Source organism: Acinetobacter sp. S54, from assembly GCF_016624945.1.
Taxonomy (GTDB): domain Bacteria; phylum Pseudomonadota; class Gammaproteobacteria; order Pseudomonadales; family Moraxellaceae; genus Acinetobacter.
In genome coordinates, this window is record NZ_JACVUI010000008.1 from 68,491 (window position 1) to 90,882 (window position 22,392).

A 22,392-nucleotide genomic window follows, 5' to 3' on the forward strand; every position below is an offset into this window, starting at 1 on the left:
AAAACCTATTCTATTTTATAATGCGATATTTTATATGGGTAACTAGGTCTGTACCCCTTTGTTCAAGTATCTCTAAATTAATAGGGGGCATATCCTCAAACAAACGTTGACCTTGACCCACAATGATTGGAACAACATGTAGCCATAATTCATCGATTAGACCCGCTCTCAGATATTGATTAACGGTACAGGCGCCTCCTGCAATAGCTACATCTTTTTCACCAGCAAGCTTTTTTGCCTTTTCCAATGCGCTATGAATTCCATCCGTCACAAAATGAAAAATCGTTCCTCCCTGTAAAGAAAGATTTTCACGTGCTGTGTGGGTTAGTACAAAAACAGGAGCATGATAGGGCGGTTCCTCACCCCACCAGCCTTGCCATGTATTATATTCTGGTCCAGTTGGACCAAACATGTTACGACCCATAATAAATGCGCCCGCAGAGGTTAGACTGGCGATTTCATTCTTGTTTTGATCGGCTTGACCAAATAACCATTTGCATAAACTTTGGTGAATATTGGGTAATTCACCAAAAGGTTTATCATCAGTCATATGGAGGCCTGCGACAAAACCATCAACAGATATACAAATACCGCATATGACTTTGCCCATATTCGCCTTCCTGAGGTCTATTTAAGTATCCAGTTTGCTTTTCGCATTGGATTTCTTACGTTTAGGTTTGGTTTTTTTCTTCACCTTTTCTGGTTTTGCCGTCACTGATGCAGTTGCTTTCTTGCCCGATTTTTTGGCATAAGAACTCGGCTTATTTTTCGATTTCTCTTTCTTTCGTGAGGGTTGCTCATCAGGCTCAACGTGTGAATTAAACACATGTTCAGTGGTTTGAGCTTTGGCAGTCCGTGGTGCGCGACTACGAATGATTCGACCTGCGTGAGTAATTTGCTGAATTAACTCAAAATCAATCTTGCGTTCTTCCAGATTTACAGCAGCGACTTTAATTTTGAGTTCATCACCTAAACCAAAAATCTGCCCACGATTTTGACCTACCAAACTTTGACTTGCTTGATCATAAAGGAAGAAATCATCACCTAAATGGCTGACATGAATCATACCATCTACATATAAATCCTTTAAGGTTACAAACAAGCCAAACTCAGTTACAGCACTGATAATACCAATAAACTCTTCGCCCAAATGCTGCTGCATATAATGACATTTTAACCATGACGTCACGCTACGTGACGCTTCATCAGCACGGCGTTCAGTTTTAGAGAAATGTTCTCCCGCATCATCGAGTGCTGCGCCAGAAAGTGGATAAGGTTTTTGTTGCAAATGGGCCTTGATTGAACGATGTAAGAGTAAATCAGGGTAGCGACGAATAGGCGAGGTAAAATGTGTATACGCTTCATACGCCAAGCCATAATGCCCCGCATTTTTTGCGCCGTAAAAAGCTTGCATCATCGAGCGTAACAGCACCGCATGAATACTGGGTGCATCGATGCGATCTTTGGTTGCTTCGATCACACGCTGATAATCTGCCTGCGTTGGTAGATCAGGGAAAGGTAAGCCTAATAGTTTGACAAAGTCTTTCACTTTTTGAATACGAGAAAATTCAGGTGCTTCATGGACACGATAAAGTATTGGGATATCATGTTTTAAAGCATATTCTGCTGCTGCGACATTGGCCAGCAACATACATTCTTCAATAAGCTTATGTGCTTCATTGCGTGTACGAGGCAAAATTTCCTTAATTCCGCCTAACTCATCAAACGTCATATAGGTTTCAATGGTTTCAAACTCCATCGCATGACGTTTTGCGCGTAATTCTTTAAGTGTTTGATAGAGTTGAAATAAGGTATTTAAAGATTTTTGAATGGATTTATCCGTAGGAACCGCATCGGTTTGACCATCAAAATATTGTCCGACCTGAGTATAAGTTAAACGTGCTTTGGAATGCATCACCGAAGGGTAAAATTCATAATCCATGACACGACCAGCGCGTGATAATTTTAGATCACAAACCATACACAGACGATCAACGTGCGGATTTAATGAGCAAAGTCCGTTAGAAAGAGCTTCTGGTAACATCGGTAGCACGAAATGCGGAAAATATACCGATGTACCGCGTTCCTGAGCTTCATCATCAAGTGGTTTCCCTAAACGCACATAATGACTGACATCGGCAATTGCCACTACCACACGATACCCGCCACCTGAACGTTTTTCAGCATAGACGGCATCATCAAAATCACGCGCATCTTCACCATCGATGGTCACTAACGGTAAATCACGCAAATCGATACGATCTGCAATATCTTTTTTAGAGGGTTCTTTAAAGCTTTCAGCCTCGGCGACTACTTCTTCAGGAAATTCATAAGGCAGGCCATATTCTAAAATGGTCTGAGGAATAATGATCTCGGTATCAGCTTTGTCTGCCATCGACTGAATGACATGGCCTGTTGCAAATTCTTCACGCGTTGGATAGTCATCAATCTCAATACGCAAATAATCGCCAACTTTGGCATTGGCATGCTCAATCAACTCTTTTTCTAAAGGAATTGGCTGATGTGCATTAGGCGCAGCGGGCTGAATATGAAATTCACCTTCATGTTCTGCTACCTTGCCAATTAATTGTTTGATGCGGTGCTGCATCACTTCAGTAATAAAGCCCCAGCCTTTGCCTTTACGGTCAACCGAAGTCTGACGAACTTTGACACGATCACCATTAAATACCAAGCGTAACTCACGCTCAGGTAACAAGAGATCATTTTGACCATCGATATGGGCAGAGCCCAGACCTTTGTTATTAATATAAACGGTCGCTTCAAAAGTAGGCTGATCCCCAAGAAGCTGAAATTTAAAACCATCTTTGGCGATTTGACCATCACGAACCATCGCGCTTAAACGATGGCTTAAGGCTTCTATACTTTTTTGATCTTTGATTTCAAAATGATCGACTAATTCGGCATGCGAGAGAGGCGTGTCGATTTGCTCGAGTGTCTTTAAAATAAGCGTCCGGCTAGGGATAGGATTTTCGTAACGCTCAGATTCTGCTTTCGCTTCAGGGTCTACCCAGTTTTTCATAATGTCTTTTGGCTTCATATTTGAAGATAAGTTTAGCATAGCTTATGCAGTAACATTCTGCATGATCATCATGACAAGTCTATGTTATTTATATTTAGATGCGTATAGCTCAAACATAGTCATTATATTAACAAGCTGTAAAGACTAAATTATTCGATAGAGTACAATTTTGTTTAAAAAATAGTTGATTGGATAAAAAACTAAGAAAAATTAGATGTGATGACTTGCAGTTCATAGGCTAAGTTTGTATTATGGCGGCTCGTTACGGTGAGATGGGTGAGTGGCTTAAACCACATCCCTGCTAAGGATGCGTACGGGTAACTGTACCGAGGGTTCGAATCCCTCTCTCACCGCCACTTTACTTAATGCGCTCATAGCTCAGCTGGATAGAGCACTTGGCTACGAACTAAGGGGTCGGGAGTTCGAATCTCTCTGAGCGCACCAAGTAAAACATGGCAAAAGTAACGAAGGCCAGATTAATGGCACACAAGTAATGCGCTCATAGCTCAGCTGGATAGAGCACTTGGCTACGAACTAAGGGGTCGGGAGTTCGAATCTCTCTGAGCGCACCAACTTGAACAATTAACCGCTTAAATGCGGTTTTTTTGTTTATAATATCTATAAAATGTATACCTTATTTAGTTCATGTCATTGATTAAATTTCTATTTATAACCCTGTCTATCTGCTTTGTGAGTTTTATTGCTTATAAAGTCTGGCAGCCGTCTCAGGCTCAATACGAAGATTATCGCGCATTATTATGCTTGGTGATTCAACAGAATGACTTAAAAGAAAAAGATCAAATTTTCAAAGAAATGGCGAAGGTGCAAAAACATTCTTATCCAGACTATGCATTACATAAGCCTGCCTTTAAAGAACGATTTGCCCAAAAGGTCTTTTCGCAGTTTCAAGATTTAAAACGAGCCGAGCAGCAACAAGCGCGAACGTCTTTAACGGTCTGTGAAAATTTACTCTTATGGTGATTTTAGGGCGAGGATAGTCGAGAGTCTTACATTCGTTAAGAATAATAATATCAATATGTGATCTTGCTGTATATTGAAGCTAAAAAACAAGGAAATAAAAAATGACGCCTCCAGTTTTACATACGATCATCATGTATGCCAAAGATATGCAGCGGCTGGCAAAGTTTTATCAAACGTATTTTGCATTTGAAGGTGATGATTATAGTAAAGAGGGATTAATCGAATTAAACTCACCCGATCAGGGCATTACCATTTTAATTCATCAGGCGGCAAAAAGCATAAAAACTGGTCAGGCGAATATTAAATTGGTATTTTCAGTCGAAGATATTGCTTCATTCAAGTCGTTGTGTTTATCCAAAGGGCTTATTTTTGGCGCAATACATCAGGCTAATGGTTATCAATTTGCTAATGCTAAAGATACTGAAGGTAATTCGGTTTCAATTTCCAGTCGAATATTTCGAAAGAATGCATCTATAACATTATAAATGTAAAAAAAGTTACTTTTATTACGTATTTCATATATACAGTATGTATATAAATCTTTGTAATACATTTAAATAATGTTGAAGTTGGCACATTGTTTTAGCAAAAAAATAAGCAAATTAAATCTTTAATGATTTAAACCTGTATAACGTACTCGACATTGGATTGAACATGATAGAAGCGGAACTTCCTCAAAATGAAGCGGGGCGAATGTATGCACTGAATGGGTATCAAATCTTGGATACCATGGCTGAACAGGGGCTAGATGATCTGGTTCAACTTGCATCAAGAATCTGTGAAGCTCCAGTTTCTATTATCAGTCTGATTGATGAAAATCGTAGTTGGTTTAAGTCTTCTTATGGCGTACCTCGTGGCGAAGTTGAACGTAAATATAGTATTTGCAGTCACGCAATTTTACAAAAAGATATCTTTGTGATTGAAGATACCTTATTGGATGAACGTTTTCATGACAATCCTGCGGTACGTGGAGATTTGAGTATTCGTTTCTATGCGGGTGCGCCACTGACCACTTGCGATGGTTTTAATCTGGGAACCTTGTGTGTCTTGGATTCCAAACCCCGTCAGTTAAGTGAGCATCAGTATCAGGCCCTTTCTGTTCTGGCAACACAAGTAGTGCAGCAGTTTGAATTACGCAAATCTAATCTGGAAATATTGAGAAAAAATAAAGAATTGCAGTATTTAAATGAGTCTAAGGATAAGTTCTTTTCGATTATTGCTCATGATTTACGGGCACCGTTTCATGGTATTTTAGGTTTTTCTGATGTACTTGAAACTGAAATTGAAACACTGGATGAACAAAGTATTCGAGATATTGCTGGATATTTACGTAGTACAGCCCAAGCAACTTTCAAGCTACTGGAAAATCTGCTGCAATGGGCGATGTCAGAAGGTGGCGCCATTGTTTATCAACCACAGTCAGTCAATATTGCAGAATTAATGTCAGATGTATGTGAAATTCTTCAGGCAATTGCCCAAAAAAAGAATATTCAGATCGAATGTGACATAGAAGAGGGTTTGTATTGTTACGTTGATTTGAACATGATGCTGTCCGTGCTACAGAATTTGATATCAAACGCATTAAAATTTACTCCAAATGGAGGGCAGATCTACTTATCTGCGAGGAAGCAGCAAGAACAAGTCGAAATTACAGTGCGTGATACAGGCATTGGTATGTCTGATGAAGCTTTCAAAAATTTTAATTCGAGACAGCAAATTCGCAGTGAAAAAGGCACAGAAGGTGAAAAAGGGTCGGGTCTAGGGTTATTATTGTGCTTACAGTTTATTGAAAAAAATCAGGGTGATTTGACTGTAAAAACAGAAAAAGGAGTAGGAACTACTTTTGTTATCCATTTTTCTACCCAGCAGTCTCATCGTTCACAGTTAATAAATGTAGACTATAAAATGATTGGTGAAGAATATTTATAAAATTGAAGATGATGTAACAACAGATGTCTAATAACTAAACGGTTGATGATTGTTTTGTGAAAAAGATATTATCAATGGCAAAAAAACGCGTATAATGCGCTCCATCAAGTACGCGCTCATAGCTCAGCTGGATAGAGCACTTGGCTACGAACTAAGGGGTCGGGAGTTCGAATCTCTCTGAGCGCACCAACTTGAACTCAATATGAGTTAAATTAAACCACTTTTTAAGTGGTTTTTTTGTGTCTATCATAAATAACTTTTCTTACAGCATTATTTCATTTTTTCTTTAATCTTCAGACTAAACACGGCATTGCCGCCTGCTGCTGGTAACATATCATGGTAGGGCAAACTACGCATTGCACGCAATAAAAACGGAGCTTTTTCATCAATCTTGGCGGCGCTGGTCATTTTAAATAGAGTTCCATTGCTCTGCGGCAGTAATTGCATCTCTCCTTTGACAAAACGAAGATCGCCACCAATGGCACTATACTGTGATTGAGTGGAATCAATATGATTAAAGCGCATTTTAAAATTAAACGGAATGTTAATCACTCCTAATCCCACAGAAACCCGAAAATTCGCATCTTGCTGTTGTGGTGTAGCAGAGGTCAATTCTACTTTTTTAATTTGTCGTGGAAACAGGGTTTGAAACGAGGCGGGATTCAGCCAGTTTTGTAATTGTTGTGGTGTTTTTGCGTAGTACTGATAGGTCGTGGTAAAACGCATAGTTTCACGACCATGGGGATAAGGCACAGTAGATGATGGTTGAATAAAAGATACTGGATAACCAGTACTTCGGCTCAGATCATTTATTTTTCTGATTTGATTGCTGTTAAGCTGCAAAGGTGGTACTTGCCCCGCTTCGAGAACAGTGGCCTGAGTTTTCATCCATTTGCGTTTTAAGGATTCTAATATAAACGCATTACTACCGATCGGAATACCAAGCTTCGCATCAGGAACAGCAGATAAAATCTTGCGAAGTAAAAAACCATTAATCTGATTTAGATCACCCCATTGGGTTAAGGTAATCAGGGTTTTTTGTGGCCCCAGATTGAACCATTCAAATTTTCCGATCCCATAGGGTACAGGTGCATCAGTAATTAAACTGGCGACACTGTTAGTACCCACTTGGTGCTGCATGGAGATATCTTCATTGAAATTTAAGACTGGAATGGGCGTTGGAATTTGAACTTTGTACTTGACCCGAGTGATACTGCCACTTTTTTCTTCAATTTTTGCAGACTTTAGCGTAGGAAATAACCCGACATAATGGCTATAGTCCGTCAATACTTTAGCAACTTCTTGTGTGCTTACTGGAACCACAATCGCTGCACTGACAAATTGTACATTTGGTTGAGGATTTTTCTTTTGAGTAGGTACATTGGTTTTAGTGTAGGGATGGGCATAGATCACAATATTATTCTGAGCAAAATTGGCCAGTTGTTGTGGATCCTGTTGAAATAATGCAAGACTGCTAGGAATGTTCTCATTCCATGTGACAAATTGGGCAGAACTGGAACTACTATAAGTTAAAAAACTAACAAAAATGCCGCATCCATAGGCAAATTGGCGCATAACATCCTCGCATGGTGTCATTGTTTTGATTCAGCCTTATGTGTTTAAGGGGTTTTAAGGCTAAAAAAAAGCCATTTTATGTAAATCACGATGAAATACGATCGTGTTAAATTCTTAATGAATTGTAGTTATCCCCTAAATAAAACCATAGAACTGGTGTAGTATTTTGAACGTAATTCATCGCTTATGTTGAACATCTTATGTCAGAACTCCAACCTGCTATTTCACTGCGTTATCAACTTAATTTAGAAGAATCTCAAGATGGTTTTGCACTTGCGACATTTGGAAAAAAACAATTTACCCGCTTTATTACGCCCGTAATAAGTATTGCCATTATCATTTGGGGGTTTTATTTAGGTGTGGCTGGGGTGGGGCGTTATTATGTCGCACTGGGTGCCTTTTTTTTGGTGATGCAAATTTTAATGCGTTACTGGTTTTTACCGATGATGTTTAAACGTCAGTTTGTAAAATATCAGTTTGGTAAAAGTGAACAAGGTATTGATCTATATCAGGATCGTATGGAACTTTATGCGACTGGCCGCAAACAACAATTCGCGTATAGTGAAGTGGTTAATTTTGCCAAAGGTAAATTGACTTATATGATCGAACTGAAAAATCGTACTGTGATCATTGTCCCGAAACGTGCTTTTAGTGACAGCACACAACAAACTCAGTTTGAAAATACTTTTAAAAAATAATCAACACGCAATATTATGAAAAGGGAGATCTTATGAACGCACGTCCATCAAAAATTATTTGTGTGGGTAGAAGTTATGCCGAGCATGCTAAAGAATTGGGTAATGCCATTCCTGATCGCCCTGTTTTATTTATTAAGCCGCCAAGTAGCTTGATTGGTTTGCAGGATGGAATTGAATGGAATTCAGCCCATGGCAGTTGTCATTTTGAATGCGAATTGACCTTGCGTATAGATCATCCCCTTAAAAATGAAACCGATCCAGAAAAAGCATTGGCTGCAATTGGTGCTGTGACCATGGGTCTGGATTTGACCTTGCGTGATCTACAGACTGAATTGAAAAATAAAGGTCAACCGTGGGAACGTGCCAAAGCTTTCGATGGAGCTTGTGTTTTAGCAGATTGGGTTGATGTCGGTGAAATTGAAGATTGGAAACATGTGACCTATAGTTTTTATATTAATGACCAAGTTCGCCAACAAGGCGATACCGCGTATCTGCTATTAAGTATTGGTGAATATCTGTGTGATATGAGTCAGGCATTTAGTATTGAAGCAGGAGATGTAGTGATGACGGGAACCCCTGCTGGCGTTGGGCCATTGCAGCGTGGCGATCAACTCAAAATGATATTAAATGGTAAAACCCAGCAGTTTATTTGGGAAACTTTTGTCAAAGCTTAAATTTTGGATCAATGAATAGCCTGCGATTCAATTGAAGCAGGCTTTTTATGATCTAAAGGTAATTCGAGATTTCAATCAGGTTTTGATCAGGATCACGAATATATACAGATAAAATACTACCCAAAGCTCCTGTACGCAGTATAGGCCCTTGTTCAATGTGGATATGTTGCTGATCTAGATGCTGAACGATTTCTTCCAATGGCGTTTGGCTAATAAAGCAAAGATCTGCAGAGCCTGCGGTGGGAAAAGCGGCTTTGGGTTCAAATTCCTGCCCCGTCTGGTGCAAATTGATTTTTTGAGATCCAAACATAAGTGCCTTTCGATTCTCTCCAAATTCAACTACTTCGAAATTTAACACGCGTTGGTAAAAAACACAGGTTGTTTCAATATCTGCAACTGTAAGCACAAGATGATCAAGATGGGAGATTTTCATAAAACTGCGTCCTATCGTTGAGCTTACGTTGCAGAAAAAGTTTGGGGAGGTTTGGGTGCGGTGATGACGATGACTATTGCTGTCGCTACAAGTGCTAAGGTCAAGTACACAACGGCATGCCATCCACCATATTCCCAGAACCAACCGCCCGCTGAACCGATAATACTTGAACCTAAATAATAAAATAACAGATACAGTGCAGTTGCATGTCCTTTGGCTTGTTTAGCTTCTAGGCCAACATTACTACTGGCAATAGAATGAGCAATAAAATAGCCTGTGGTAATTGCAGCAATTCCGATAATAATCGCAAATAAACCCGCATTGAGGGTCATTAAGATACCACCAAGCATAAAAGCGAAACCCATTAGCATTGCTATTTTTCGACCAAATTTATCGACCAGTGAACCTGCTAAAGAGGAGGAAATCATACCGAGGCTATAAGAGAGAAAAATGAGACTAATTTGTGTTTGAGTTAATTGGTAAGGTGCAGCAGCCAAGCGAAAAGTCACATAGTTAAATAAAGTGACAAAAATACTGGTGATTAGAAAACCAATTGTATAAATACGAATTAATCTTGGATTTTTTAAGTGATTTTTCCATGCCGATAAATGAAACTGAAGCTGTATGCCTTTTTGTGCAATAAAATTTTGGGATTTAGGTAATAACCATAAAAAACCTAAAGCACAAATTAGACAGATTCCACCTAATACGCCTAATGCTACACGCCATGAGAAATACTGCGTGAGTAAACCCATTCCCACACGACCCATCATTCCACCAAATGCAGTCCCTGCAATATAGAGCCCCATGGTTTTACCCAAATGAGCGGGATGAATTTCTTCGGCAATCCACGCCATCGCAACCGCGGGAACTCCACCGATTACAAAACCTTGCACAGCACGCGCAATGAGCAAAACATGCCAATTAGGCGAAAAACCACACAAAATATTAAGCAGCGCAGCTAGACCCATTGAGACAAACATGAGCCCTTTACGGCCAAGTGCCTGAGAGAATGCACTGGATAAAACGATAGAAAAAGCCAGCAAGCCCGTAGTCAGTGATAGGGCAAGTGCGCTGGTTCCTGGGCTGATATGAAATGTATGGGTGAATTCGGGCAGCAGCGGTTGCACACAATAAATCATGGAGAAGCTAGCAAAACCTAATAAGAAGAGTGCAAGGCCTGCTTTAAAGTAAGCCGATGTTCCACGGCTAATCCAGTGTTCGGCATTTGCTGCATGGATGACTTGAGATGAATCAATACCGCCGTCAGACTCGCTTGCTGTTGAAGGAATCGTCATGAAATAAACCAGAGTTTTAAAAAAATAAGAAGAGAGTGTGTTGGCAGTGCTTGCCTAGCTGCCAACGTGATTAGATTAGCAATCTCACTACTATTTGTCTAATATATATAGATATCAATCTCTATATGTTTTATATATGGAACTACGTCATATTCGTTATTTTTTGGTGGTTGCCGAAGAAAAAAGTTTTACTCGGGCAGCACAACGTCTGGGAATCAGTCAGCCGCCACTCAGTATGCAAATTAAAAATCTGGAAGATGAAATTGGCACGGAGCTTTTTTACCGTTCAGCGCATGGCGCAGAATTAACTGCCGCAGGACAAGTTTTTTTGAATGCGGTACAACCGATTCAGCAACGAGTCGACGATGCCGTTAGTTTGGCACAACAAATGGCAAATGGTGAATTGGGACAATTGCGGCTTGGTTTTACTGGTACGGCAATGCTTAATCCCGTTTTACCGCATAGTATTCGTTTGTTTCAGCAGCAGTATCCCCAAGTTCAACTCAGATTAGAAGAAGGAAATTCCTTGGTTTTAATTGACCGCTTACTGAATGATCAACTGGATATCGCTTTGATTCGTCCCCCGCAGCATATTCCTGCTGACATTCACATGCAGACTTTAATGTATGAGCCGCTGGTGGTGGTTATGCCCTTGGAACGGCAGATCGATCAACAACAGGAAATTCAACTTAAAGTATTAAAAGATGAAAACTTCATTATGGCAGCACATTCAGTCAGTGCCGGTCTACTTGATGCTGTATTGGCAGCGTGTCGTAGTCATGGACTAGAACCCAAAATTGGACAAAGCGCACCGCAAATTGTCTCTATCGTTTCGCTAGTGGCAGCAAATTTGGGGGTATCGTTGGTTCCAGCCTCAGCCATGCAATTGGGGATTAAAGACGTACAATATTTAAATGTAGCTGAGCCTAAACCTGTGGTTGGCTTTTCTCTTGCTTATCGACGAAATACGCATTCACAAGCTGCCATTAATTTTTCGAGTTTAATTCAGTCATTGGTAAAAACCATCGATTGAATTTAGGGGGCAGAAAACGTTTTTCTGAATTGATCGGGTGTGAGTCCCATCCAACGTTTAAATAAATTGATAAAAGCCGTAGCGCTAGCATAGCCTAAATCCAGTGCAATACTTTCCACAGTATGTCCTTGTTCAAGTAACGGCAAGGCTTGCATAATGCGTAGACGCTGACGCCATTCATGCAAAGACATTCCAAGTTCACTCTGACTATATCGTGCCAATGTTCGCTCACTGGTATTCATTTGCTTTGCCAGTTCAGCCTGTGAACGATGATCTGATGGATTTTGCTTTAAATATTCAAGTAGGGGTTCAAGTAAATAATGCGAGCTGGACGGCAAATAGCTTCCAATAACTTGAGCATGCTGAAGTTGATCCAGTAATACATGCAATAAACGCAAATGTTCATCAGGATTTATTTCAGCCGATAGCGTAGTTTTAAGATGTTCCATCATGGCAGGAACCAATGCAGAACTAAGTAAAATTCCTGCCTGTTTTGGCATTTCCTGACACAAGGATTCATGAATATACACGGTACAGTGCGTTACTTTTGTCCGATTTAGGCCACTGTGTTTTAAGTGTGGTGGTAACCACAAACCATAAGGTGGTGGGGTTAAATAATGAATTGAGTCGACATTTACCTCTAAAACACCATGGTAAGCATAAATAAACTCTCCCCATGCATGCTCATGTTGAGGATAAATAGTCTGTGCCGGTGCGTCTCTGATCTGGCACCAGAGTGGCGCGGGAATATCATTACAAGCCGGAATTTCTAAAAAGTTTTTAATAAGATGAGCATTTTTCTTCATATCTTGATTGAGTTTTATTGCCTGCATTCGATGATGAATTGTCTTATTTGGACTATATCACTTAAATAAGTCAGCGCTATAGTTGTTTTGTCTATTCAACAAAGGAAGATACGGTGAATGATCGGAAGGCACTGGATGCACGAGCATCTGGTTTGATGGTGGTTTTATGTATGATTTGGGGCTTACAGCAAGTAATCTTAAAAATGGCAGCCCCTGATATTTCACCAATCATGCAAATCGGGTTACGTTCAGGGTTGGCCGCAATATTGGTTTTGCCGCTTTTATATCGTGAGAAGAATCGACAGCTTTTGGCCAGACCTTATTTACGTTCGGGTCTGTTGGTTGCTTTTTTCTTTGCCTTTGAGTTCTTCCTTTTGGCAGAAGCCATTCGACATACGTATGCATCACACACTGTAGTATTACTTTATACCGCCCCTATTTTTGTAGCTTTGGGGCTGCACTGGAAATTGCCTGAAGAACGACTAAGTGCACTGCAATGGCTTGGTATAGCTATCGCTTTTATTGGGATCATATTTACATTTATTCGACCTCAGAGTGTTCATGAAATTGGAGCAAACTCAATTTTATGGGGCGATTGTCTCGCACTCATGGCTGCTATAGCTTGGGCTGCGACCACGATTTCTATACGTTTAACACCTTTATCCCAAGCACCTGCTACACAGACTATGTTCTATCAAATGTTTGGTGGCTTTGTATTGCTCATGATTGCTGCATGGACCACAGGGCAAACCGAAATTCACTGGAGCAAACTGACAATCAGTAGTCTGGCATTTCACACTTTCGTTGTTTCTTTTGCTAGTTTTTTAGTGTGGTTTTGGTTATTAAGGACTTATCTGGCATCACGACTTGGTGTTTTTTCGTTCCTTACCCCAATTTTTGGTATGGGATTTGGTGTGTATTTTTTAGATGAAAAGCTTGAGATTAATTTCGTGCTTGGAACAGCTTTGGTGCTGATAGGCGTTATTGTGGTCAGTTTGCCGGGTTGGATACAATCGAGACGGATTAAAATCTAAAAATCTGAAGATACCGTTAATTAAACGGTATCTTCAAAATATCACTTATCTTCAAATATTGTAGAAAGGGGAATGGCCAATTTCGCTGCCAGATAATCATCTGATTCAATCAGTGCAGGACCAAGTTTTTGCATCCATTCATCATCTGGGTGAATATTTCCTACATCCTGGCGGCGTGGTAATGGAAAAGGCAGCGCTGTAAAAAATGACCAAAAATCGACTTGTGATAAATTTCTGACCAGTACATATTCATCTTTATCCGTACGCTTGATCAGATTCTGCTTTTCTAACATTTCTACATAACCTGGCCAGCGTCCAATTTCACCGCGTCCCATTACATCTAGTGCTTCGAGATCTGTCACACTTTCACCCAATTTTTGTTTTTTATAAAACAGCTCCAGCACATCTAGTAGCATGAGAACAGGGTGGCGTGTCTGGACTTTTTCTGAATGAAAGGCGGTTAGCGCGTAGCTGACTTCAACGCCAAGTAACACTATATTCCATGATAGAAAAATCCATAATAGAAAAATTGGAATGGCAGCAAATGCACCATACACCAATTCATAGCTGGTAAAGTTTGCCATTACAAAACTAAAAATATTTTTGAGTAACTCAAATAACGTGGCACTAAAACACGCTGCGATAGCAGAAGCGTAAAGTGGAACTGTCCGATTAGGAATGGTCCAATATAAAAAGAAAAACCCGACAATAGTTAAAGCAAAGGAAATTAGCCATAAAATGAAAGCACCATTTAACTCATAACCTGCAAAATTATTACTGAGAATACTCATGGATGCGACAGTTGAAGACAGTACAAAAGCACTACCTAAAATAATTGGCCCTAATGAAATAATGGTCCAATAACGCATAAAACCAATGATACCGCCGCGTGTCTCACGAACACGCCAGATCCGGTTAAATGCTGTTTCAATGGTGCTAAGCATCATCACGGTAGTAACAAACAGAAATAAAATACCAATGACTGTCAGATTGCTAGATTTATCAGTAAATGAATTTAAAATTCGGTCAAAAGCAATGGTGCTTTTGGGTAAAAAATTACTATAAATAAGCTGTTGTAGTTGTTGTCTGGCTGGTTCAAGTGCCCGAATGGAGGAAATGATAACTAAAAAAACAGTTAGCATGGGAACTACAGCAAACAACGTCGTATAGGTGAGTGCCCCTGCATGTTCTCGACACCGATCAGCCTCAAAACGACGCAGTACAAACAGTACAAACTGAAACCATGTTTTATCGTAAAAAGGTAACTTTTTTAAAAAACTCAGCATAAAAATAAAGTCTCATTTTTTTGATCTTTTTAGGTTTTCCACATAAAGCTTAACCAAAAAAAGATTTAAATATCGTATAGTTTTGTTTTTAGTAAATCTGTTTAAAAATATGCAGCCTTATATTCTTGTCCTTTATTACAGTAAATATGGTTCAACCAGAGATATGGCACATTTAATTGCCAATGGAATTGAAGCCACAGGGATGAATGTGAAAATTAGAACAGTACCACAACTGGCCACTGTGGTCACTGAAGCACAGCCAAGTATTCCATTAGATGGTGATATTTATTGTACGCTGGATGATCTAGCCCATTGTTGCGGTTTAGCACTGGGTTCACCGACCCGTTTTGGCAATATGGCCAGTGAAATGAAATATTTTTGGGATCAAACGACAAGCCTTTGGCTCAATGGAGCATTACACGGTAAACCCGCTTGTGTGTTTACTGCATCAGGTTCTATGCATGGTGGACAGGAAAGCACCTTACTCACCATGCTGCCACCTTTATTTCATCATGGTATGCTGATTTTAGGCTTACCGAATTCGATCCCTGCATTATCTAATACTAAAACTGGCGGTACGCCTTATGGTGCCAGTCATGTAAGTGGCCCAAGGCATGATCAGGAACTTAGTCAGGATGAAAAAATATTATGCGAAGCAATGGGCAAACGTTTAGGCGAAGTGGCGCTTAAACTGCTTTGAATACGCTAAAGCGCGATTGGAATATACCAATCCAATCGCTAATTTAAACAATGATTTAAATAGGATAAGCGAACCTAATCAAATTATTGCTTAAAGCGATAGCCGCATTTGAGGCATTTATAATCCTGAAAAATATTTTTATCGATTATGACACCCGCTTTTTTACCAAAACGGTTACCTAAAAAGCCACCAGTGATACCGACACTAATTGCGCCAACAAAAGTCCCCACTGTGCCCCCTAAAATTACGCCTAAAGGACCCGCTACAGTTCCAATTGCAGCGCCAATGGACGCACCTGAGGCTGCACCACCTACCGTTCCAGCGGCAGCACCTGCTGAGGTTAAAAGTACGCCACCCGCCTTCTGCAAAACTTGTTCGTGATCACGTTTTTCAAGATCAGTTGAACCACATTTAGGGCAGACCACTGTTGTTTCTGTTTCCTGTTGCGCTTTACCCATATCGTGTAACATCCTATTTTTCTTAAAATCATTTTAGCTGAAACAAAACATAATAGTTTAGCGCAGTTGTAAAGGAAGCAATGAAAATAGCAGGAAAATAGAATACACGCCTAAAATAGTTGATGGGTGAGTTATACAGATATAAAAAAAGCGCGGTAGCGCGCTTTTATGTCAACATAATTATTCTGACCGAATTATTCTTTAATAAAAGTGACTTTACCATCAGTTAAAGATTGGACACGCGCTAGAGATTCAACACGATAGCCTTTTTCGATCAATAGGTCTCGACCTGATTGAAACGATTTTTCAATCACAATCCCGACACCTACAATTTCAGCTTGTGCCTGCTGAATTAAATCAATAAGACCCAATGCAGCTTGACCATTTGCCAAAAAGTCATCAATCACCAAAGCTTTGTCACTTGCATTGATATGCTTGTTGGAAATAGCAATAGTGCTTTCAGTTTGTTTAGTAAATGAAAATACCTTGGCGCGATACAAATCATCTTTGAGCGTAAGTGACTGATATTTACGTGCAAAAATGACCGGAACACCCAATTCAAGACCGGTCATAATGGCAGGCGCAATCCCAGATGCCTCAATGGTAATAATCTTGGTGATGCCTGCATCTTTGAAGCGAGCAGCAAACTCTTTACCAATTTTCTGCATCAGTACAGGGTCGATTTGGTGGTTTAAGAAAGCGTCGACTTTCAAAACTTGATCAGATAGAACGATACCTTCAGTTAAGATTTTCTGTTCTAGTGCATGCACGGGAGAATCCTCTAGGGCGGATGCCTTTTCAGCAAAAGCGTATTTTAAAAAGCATCCAAAAAAATGCAAGCCAAAATCGACAATTCTTAATTAGTTTTACCAGAATAACCTGTTAAGAGCAGTCCATACGAAGTTTTTTCATCAACATGACTGACTTTCACTGGCAAATAATCCAGTTTAGGTGCTAACCAGAATGTGGTATTACGACCAGGTTTGTTGTCGTATTGAATAATCACTTTAATGGTATTAAATGAGCCATAGGGTGTTTTTACGGTTTCTGTCCCTTGTTTCACAAAACGTCGGGTATCAATTCCTTTAGCATCCGCAATTGGATAAGTGGCCTTTATGCCATTTCCCTTTAAATCTTCACGGATTTGCAACTCAGCATTTAATTCATCCAGTACGCCAGATTTCCAAGCAAATGAACGTTTTTTATCGTCCTTTTGAGTATTAATGGTTTTGCTGGACGGGTTGAAATGAATACTCATGCTATTGGTATGAACCAGAACTTTACTGTTCCGATTAAACTGCTGCGAGTTAATCTGACCATTGCTAAAGCTAAATTTACTGATTTCACTTGCTGAGGCAATCACACCCGCTTTGGCAGAAAAATCATAAGTCCAGTTATTGCCCTGTTGGCTTAAGATACGCGTACCTGAGCCCATATTTTTGCCATTATAGGAAAATTGATAACTGGCCTGAAAAGGACTCATGGCCAGCGCATGACTCGAAAAACCTGTAAATAACAGGGCAGTGGTCAGGCTAGCTGCCAAAGTCATGGTTTTCGTTACATGAAGTACCATAAGAAAATTCCTGATGTCATAAATGAAATAATAAAAAATTTTCAATCACTCAAGATAGTATTACATTTTGCCATGGAGAAAAATGCAGTATTTCAGTGTGCAATGTTTCATTATGTTGATATTTAATGTCTTTATGAATGCTTTATTTTTAGCTTATTCATCTTTTTGCCGTATAGGCGTGACAGTGGTTTCTGCTAGCTCCAATTCCTCTTCGGCTAAATCATCGTCATTTTGGGATTTGTTGAAAAGGGCCATTAAATTGACATTCCCTAATACCACAAGTTCTGCTTCTTTAAGCTGCGCATGGTTGACATGCACTTTGGAAAGCGCATCGATCACACTGCGACTTTTGCCTAGCCAGCGATTTAGATCAAGAAATAGAAGTTCATCATTGACTTTAACGACCTCGAAGCGTTCAAGAATCGGGCCTAACGGATCTTTACGTAATATCTTGTGATAGAAAAAAACATAGGCATTAAATCCTATTTTTTGTAAAGCATTTTTAAATTTGGCCTCAACAACTTGTGTATCACTAATTTGTTCAAAGACCAAAAGTTGAATATCTTTATTCAGTTCCATCTGAATTAATTTTAAATCTACAGAAAGGGTCGTATTTAAGCCTTTAAAATTTAAAGTGGCGTATAAACGTAGCCAGCCATCATAGACATCTGCATGCAGATCATCCAAAAAGCTGAGATTATCTGTCACATAGCGTTTAAAGGTTGCATTTAAAAATACTTGCGAAACTGGAATTTCACGTTCTTCTTCAATAAATTCTCCAGCTTTTTCATAAGCCCGGCGCAAGTGTTTAGAGATAGATGACAGTAATGTTGGCATAAAGGCTGTCCAAAAAATAGCTGTTTTGTTCGATTGCAAAATTACAATCTTTTTTAAAACATGAAAAAAAATAAGTTTATTTGTTGCAGTTTAGCAAAATTAATTGCTACATTTTTAAAACTTCAAACCTTGTTGTTATTAGCTTTGAAGTTGGTCACGCTTTTATTTGAAAATGAATAATAGTTTTATTTTATCCTGTTTTCACAGGTGGGGATGCAACATTTTGTTAGTTGAACACAATGTTTAAAAAAAATGTAGAGTATTTTCCAGTGATTCGACACTGGTGGCAGGATTTTATTTTATTGAGTGCGGTGGCAATTGCAATTGTACTGCATGTACTAATTCTGCTCATTCATTTTGCGATGCCAACACCTTCAGATACTGCGACCAAAGAGATTGCTATCGCGATTCGTCCAAGCACAGATAAAATAGAACATGCTGACTTTTTGGCTCAATCGAATCAAAAAGGTTCTGGACAGTTTCATGATTCACATCGAATGTCGAGTGATATGCCTAAAGCGATGCCTGATCAAAGTTCCGGAGAATCTCAGACTCAAACACTTGACCATATTCAGCAAAGACGTGAGCTTAAATTTGAAGAAAAAGTGCTGATGACGGTATTAAGCTGGCAAAAACAGGCTGAAGAAAATCAGCGTAAAAAAGCACAAGATGATTTACAAAGTCAGTTTCAAGCCAAAGCTGCAATGGTGGCCAGTATTGAAGCGCAATATTTACAGCGTCAGCAAAATTTTAGCCGGCAACAACGGATTAAAACAGTAGATGGCATTCAAGCTAAGCAAGATGCTTCTGCTGCTTATTTGAATAAGTTCCGTGAAAAAGTGGAGTTGTATGGCAATCGTTACTATCCCGATGAGGCAAAACGTCAAAATTTGGCAGGGGAAGTCAGATTGATGGTTGTTTTAAACGCGCAGGGGGGAATACGTGCCATTCGTTTAATTGAAAGTTCAGGCCATACTTTGTTAGATGAGGCTGCAAAAGCATCGGTACGTCGTGGCGCTCCATTTGGCCGTTTTGATGCATCCATGAAAGAAATTTCTGAGTTGCGAATTATTCGTACATGGAAATTTAACCCTGCTCAAGCAGAGTTTGAAGTTCGCTAGCTGATTAAGCTTATATCAATAAAAATTATAAAGATAATTCATTATTGTTAATTGAATAAATAATGAAAACAATTATCATTAACTGTTATTTTTTGTTAACAATTTTTTAGCCGTCTGTTTTTCTGTTTTTTTAATTAATTGCGCGTTATTTCCGTGCCTCTAGGGATTTGTTCTTATGCTTTATCCAAATTTTAGAACGTTTAAAGTTCGTCCTCTTGTTGTTGCCATGAGCTTGCTTGCGTCACCATTGATTTATGCTGAAGATCAGGCTGAAACAACTGAATTACAGCAATTGTCGAAAATTACAGTTCAGGCTGAGAATGCGAATGGTGTTACCGAAGGAAGTGGGAGCTATACAGCTAAAAGTACAAATACCTCGACTAAATTGAATTTATCTATTAGAGAAACTCCACAAACAGTTAAAGTTTATACTCGTGAATATCTGGATGATCGTGGGATCGATTCATTTCAACAATTATTAGATAATATTACGGGTGTTTCGACCACTCGTACTGATGAAAGACAGAGAGCCTACGCTCGCGGGTTTGAGCTTGATTACTACCTGATTGATGGAATGCCAAGCACTTTAACTTTAGGTGATGGAGATCCTGATTTAAGTATTTTTGATCGAGTAGAGGTCGTAAAAGGGGCAAATGGTTTAATGACGGGTGCAGGGAATCCTGCAATCGGTTTAAACATGATTCGCAAGCATGCGAATGCTAAAGAACTTACAGCAAATGTAACTGCAACGGCAGGTTCTTGGAATACCTTTGAGAGTACAGCAGATATTTCTACACCGCTTAATGCTGATGGTTCATTAAGAGGAAGAGTGTTTCTAAAAAATTCCCATGAAGACTCATTTATGGATCATTATGAGCGAGAGCGAAGAATTGCGTATGGTGCTATCGATTATGATTTAAGTGATAAAACTACATTGTCATTTGCTGCATCTTATCAAGAGCTAGAGCGAAACGGTGTACGTTGGGGAGGAGTGCCAGCATTTTATTCAGATGGATCACGGACAAATTTTGGCCGTTCTTTAACAATCAGCTCAGATTGGACGTTTTGGAATGTTGATACAACATCATTCTTTGCTGGTTTAAAGCAGAATTTGTTTAATGATGTAAATTTAAATATTAATTATTCGTTCCGCCGTGACAAGGTTGATGATTTAATTTTTTATACAGCTGGATCTGTTGATAAAGCAACGAATACAATTGATATTGCCAATGCTTCAGTTTATCGAAGTGCAGATACAACAGATGAAAATAATGTTGATGTCTATATTTCTGCCCCTTTTACTATCGCAAATAGACAACAAGAAATTGTGTTTGGAGGGTCTTGGAATAAAAATGAAGTGACAGCGAATAAGACTGGCGGCACTTTTGTAAGTGGTAATACTGCACTTACCAAACAAAATAACATAGCGTTGTTAGGCACAGATGTTCTTGATTTCAATAATATGAATACTCATCTTATTGGAAGTTTAGAGATGAACCAAAGTGGCGGTTTAAACTATACAGAACAGTCTTCTGCATATCTTTCAGGCAAGTTTCACTTACTTGATCCGTTACATGCTGTTGCTGGTGTAAGACTTTCAAATTGGAAGTATGAAGCTGAGAATGGTGTTGGTAATCGAAATTTTAATAATGAGGTTACGCCCTACTTTGGTTTAGTTTATGATTTTGCAAGGGATTATTCTTGGTATGCAAGTTATACTAGCATTTTTAAACCTCAAAATAATAAAAAAGAAGATGGAAGTTATCTAGATCCAAAAGTAGGTAAAAGTTATGAAACAGGTATAAAAGGTGAGTTCTTTGATAGTCGATTGAACGCTGCATTATCTGTATTTCGAATTGAGATGGATAATGTTGCAGAGCTTTTACTGGATGAGAATGGACAAAATATACATGCTCAAGGATCAACTGATAATGCTTACTACGGCGTTGATGGAGTGGTCAGTAAAGGTATTGAGTTGAATGTCGATGGAGAAATTAATGAAAATTGGGGTGTTAGTTTCGGTGTTGCAAATTTTGAAGCAAAAGATCCAGATGGGGAAAAAGTAAATACGACTAATTCACGTACAACGGCTGACCTTTTCTTGAAATATAAAAATGATTCGTGGTTTGGCGGAGTTGGCTTAAACTATTACAGTCATATCTATACTGGTACAGGGAGTAAACGTATTGATCGTGACGACTTGTATTTAGCGAGTGCAATGTTGGGGTATAAATTTGATAAGAATTTCAGTGCACAAATTAATGTGAATAATATATTCGATAAAAAGTATTATTCGGGAATTGGTACAAACTCGATGGCTTGGGGCGATCCTCGCAACGCAACTTTGACTTTAAGATATAATTTCTAAATTCTATCTAAAAAATAAAATGACCACATTATGTGGTCATTTTAAATTTAATTCTTTTAAAATTAATGCTCTAGATACGGATTTTTTAATCCCAATTTAGCTAAAATTTCAATTTCAAGTGCTTCCATTTCTTCAGCATCTTGTTCACTAAGTTCATGATCATAACCAAGTAAATGCAAAGTGCCATGCACTAACATATGCATAAAATGATCACGCGCTACTTTATGTTGTTCTATTGCTTCTTGTAATACCACAGGAATACAAATCACCAGATCACCTAAAGGTTGAGCATCTAACAAGGGTAAGACTTCTTCAGGAATATCGCTCGAAAAAGACAAAACATTGGTAGGTTTGTCTTTCCCTCGATAGTCCAAATTTAAGCGATGGCTTTCATTATTGTCGACACAGGCAATTCCAATTTCACAATCATTTTCAATATCGAGATGACGTAAAGTGGTTTCAATGGCTTTTTTAAGTTCGATACGCTTTAAGACTAAATCGGGAGATTTAAATTCTTGTTGCAAACTAAGATTAAGTTTCAAACCTGA

22 protein-coding genes and 4 tRNA genes are annotated in these 22,392 nt (G+C 39.0%); 14 read left to right on the forward strand and 12 right to left on the reverse strand.

From position 1 onward, the window contains the following. Positions 1–10: 10 nt before the first annotated feature. Entirely contained in the window at positions 11–610 is a 600-nt protein-coding gene (locus IAE20_RS12110) for a dihydrofolate reductase family protein (RefSeq protein ID WP_200482365.1), read from the reverse strand. Positions 611–631: 21 nt separating this feature from the next. Further along, positions 632–3,043 carry a ribonuclease R gene (gene rnr / locus IAE20_RS12115; RefSeq protein WP_200482393.1) on the reverse strand — a complete coding sequence of 804 codons (2,412 nt, stop codon included), beginning with the start codon at positions 3,041–3,043 and terminating at the stop codon, positions 632–634. A 263-nt stretch (positions 3,044–3,306) separates the two neighbouring features. Here rnr and IAE20_RS12120 point away from each other — a divergent pair. From IAE20_RS12120 to IAE20_RS12150, 7 genes are all read left to right on the forward strand, one after another. After that, a tRNA-Ser gene (locus IAE20_RS12120) sits at positions 3,307–3,396 on the forward strand. Between the two features lie 11 nt (positions 3,397–3,407). Continuing rightward, positions 3,408–3,484, forward strand: a tRNA-Arg gene (locus IAE20_RS12125). A 51-nt stretch (positions 3,485–3,535) separates the two neighbouring features. Further along, positions 3,536–3,612, forward strand: a tRNA-Arg gene (locus IAE20_RS12130). A gap of 118 nt (positions 3,613–3,730) precedes the next feature. Beyond that, complete coding sequence (locus IAE20_RS12135) at positions 3,731–4,021, forward strand: hypothetical protein (protein WP_320159396.1); 291 nt, start codon at positions 3,731–3,733, stop codon at positions 4,019–4,021. A gap of 101 nt (positions 4,022–4,122) precedes the next feature. Beyond that, entirely contained in the window at positions 4,123–4,506 is a 384-nt protein-coding gene (locus tag IAE20_RS12140; RefSeq protein WP_200482363.1) for a VOC family protein, read from the forward strand. A gap of 169 nt (positions 4,507–4,675) precedes the next feature. Then, positions 4,676–5,950, forward strand: coding sequence for a GAF domain-containing sensor histidine kinase (locus IAE20_RS12145; protein WP_200482362.1), 1,275 nt, complete (start codon positions 4,676–4,678; stop codon positions 5,948–5,950). A 112-nt stretch (positions 5,951–6,062) separates the two neighbouring features. Beyond that, positions 6,063–6,139, forward strand: a tRNA-Arg gene (locus tag IAE20_RS12150). Positions 6,140–6,220: 81 nt separating this feature from the next. Here IAE20_RS12150 and IAE20_RS12155 read toward each other — a convergent pair. After that, on the reverse strand, positions 6,221–7,525 hold the full coding sequence (locus IAE20_RS12155; RefSeq protein WP_200482361.1) for an SRPBCC family protein: 1,305 nt from the start codon (positions 7,523–7,525) through the stop codon (positions 6,221–6,223). Between the two features lie 200 nt (positions 7,526–7,725). Between IAE20_RS12155 and IAE20_RS12160 the strand changes: the two genes are divergently transcribed. After that, positions 7,726–8,223: a YcxB family protein gene (locus tag IAE20_RS12160; RefSeq protein WP_200461193.1), complete on the forward strand. Its 498-nt coding sequence runs from the start codon at positions 7,726–7,728 to the stop codon at positions 8,221–8,223. 32 nt (positions 8,224–8,255) lie between these two features. Beyond that, the gene (locus IAE20_RS12165) at positions 8,256–8,897 is read left to right on the forward strand and encodes a fumarylacetoacetate hydrolase family protein (protein WP_200482360.1); all 642 of its coding nucleotides are present in this window, start codon (positions 8,256–8,258) and stop codon (positions 8,895–8,897) included. A 52-nt stretch (positions 8,898–8,949) separates the two neighbouring features. Here the strand turns inward: IAE20_RS12165 and IAE20_RS12170 are convergent, their stop codons facing one another. Together IAE20_RS12170 and IAE20_RS12175 are read right to left on the reverse strand one after the other, a co-directional pair. After that, positions 8,950–9,330 carry a VOC family protein gene (locus tag IAE20_RS12170; RefSeq protein WP_200482359.1) on the reverse strand — a complete coding sequence of 127 codons (381 nt, stop codon included), beginning with the start codon at positions 9,328–9,330 and terminating at the stop codon, positions 8,950–8,952. Positions 9,331–9,353: 23 nt separating this feature from the next. Further along, a complete protein-coding gene (locus tag IAE20_RS12175; protein ID WP_200482358.1) occupies positions 9,354–10,628 on the reverse strand; it encodes an MFS transporter in 1,275 nt (424 codons plus the stop codon). Between the two features lie 136 nt (positions 10,629–10,764). Between IAE20_RS12175 and IAE20_RS12180 the strand changes: the two genes are divergently transcribed. After that, entirely contained in the window at positions 10,765–11,661 is an 897-nt protein-coding gene (locus tag IAE20_RS12180; protein WP_200482357.1) for a LysR family transcriptional regulator, read from the forward strand. 2 nt (positions 11,662–11,663) lie between these two features. Here the strand turns inward: IAE20_RS12180 and IAE20_RS12185 are convergent, their stop codons facing one another. After that, positions 11,664–12,467 carry an AraC family transcriptional regulator gene (locus tag IAE20_RS12185; RefSeq protein WP_200482356.1) on the reverse strand — a complete coding sequence of 268 codons (804 nt, stop codon included), beginning with the start codon at positions 12,465–12,467 and terminating at the stop codon, positions 11,664–11,666. A gap of 113 nt (positions 12,468–12,580) precedes the next feature. Between IAE20_RS12185 and IAE20_RS12190 the strand changes: the two genes are divergently transcribed. Beyond that, entirely contained in the window at positions 12,581–13,501 is a 921-nt protein-coding gene (locus IAE20_RS12190) for a DMT family transporter (protein WP_200482355.1), read from the forward strand. 41 nt (positions 13,502–13,542) lie between these two features. Here IAE20_RS12190 and IAE20_RS12195 read toward each other — a convergent pair whose 3' ends face one another. Then, the gene (locus IAE20_RS12195; protein WP_200461186.1) at positions 13,543–14,787 is read right to left on the reverse strand and encodes a YhjD/YihY/BrkB family envelope integrity protein; all 1,245 of its coding nucleotides are present in this window, start codon (positions 14,785–14,787) and stop codon (positions 13,543–13,545) included. 109 nt (positions 14,788–14,896) lie between these two features. Here IAE20_RS12195 and wrbA point away from each other — a divergent pair, with 109 nt between their 5' ends. After that, entirely contained in the window at positions 14,897–15,487 is a 591-nt protein-coding gene (gene wrbA, locus IAE20_RS12200; RefSeq protein WP_200482354.1) for an NAD(P)H:quinone oxidoreductase, read from the forward strand. Positions 15,488–15,570: 83 nt separating this feature from the next. Here wrbA and IAE20_RS12205 read toward each other — a convergent pair whose 3' ends face one another. From IAE20_RS12205 to IAE20_RS12220, 4 genes are all read right to left on the reverse strand, one after another. Further along, positions 15,571–15,945: a hypothetical protein gene (locus tag IAE20_RS12205; RefSeq protein WP_200461184.1), complete on the reverse strand. Its 375-nt coding sequence runs from the start codon at positions 15,943–15,945 to the stop codon at positions 15,571–15,573. A gap of 194 nt (positions 15,946–16,139) precedes the next feature. Further along, positions 16,140–16,715 carry a xanthine phosphoribosyltransferase gene (locus IAE20_RS12210; RefSeq protein ID WP_200461183.1) on the reverse strand — a complete coding sequence of 192 codons (576 nt, stop codon included), beginning with the start codon at positions 16,713–16,715 and terminating at the stop codon, positions 16,140–16,142. Positions 16,716–16,801: 86 nt separating this feature from the next. After that, entirely contained in the window at positions 16,802–17,518 is a 717-nt protein-coding gene (locus IAE20_RS12215; protein WP_200482353.1) for a DUF3108 domain-containing protein, read from the reverse strand. A gap of 153 nt (positions 17,519–17,671) precedes the next feature. Next, positions 17,672–18,355, reverse strand: a complete 684-nt coding sequence (locus IAE20_RS12220; RefSeq protein ID WP_200461181.1) for a hypothetical protein — start codon at positions 18,353–18,355, stop codon at positions 17,672–17,674. Positions 18,356–18,594: 239 nt separating this feature from the next. Here IAE20_RS12220 and IAE20_RS12225 point away from each other — a divergent pair, with 239 nt between their 5' ends. Together IAE20_RS12225 and IAE20_RS12230 are read left to right on the forward strand one after the other, a co-directional pair. Beyond that, positions 18,595–19,476 carry an energy transducer TonB gene (locus IAE20_RS12225; RefSeq protein WP_200461180.1) on the forward strand — a complete coding sequence of 294 codons (882 nt, stop codon included), beginning with the start codon at positions 18,595–18,597 and terminating at the stop codon, positions 19,474–19,476. Positions 19,477–19,651: 175 nt separating this feature from the next. Next, entirely contained in the window at positions 19,652–21,844 is a 2,193-nt protein-coding gene (locus IAE20_RS12230; protein WP_200482352.1) for a TonB-dependent siderophore receptor, read from the forward strand. 62 nt (positions 21,845–21,906) lie between these two features. Here IAE20_RS12230 and ybeY read toward each other — a convergent pair whose 3' ends face one another. Beyond that, positions 21,907–22,386 (reverse strand): rRNA maturation RNase YbeY, encoded by a 480-nt coding sequence (gene ybeY, locus IAE20_RS12235; protein WP_200482351.1) that lies wholly within the window; start codon positions 22,384–22,386, stop codon positions 21,907–21,909. Between the last annotated feature and the right edge of the window lie 6 nt (positions 22,387–22,392).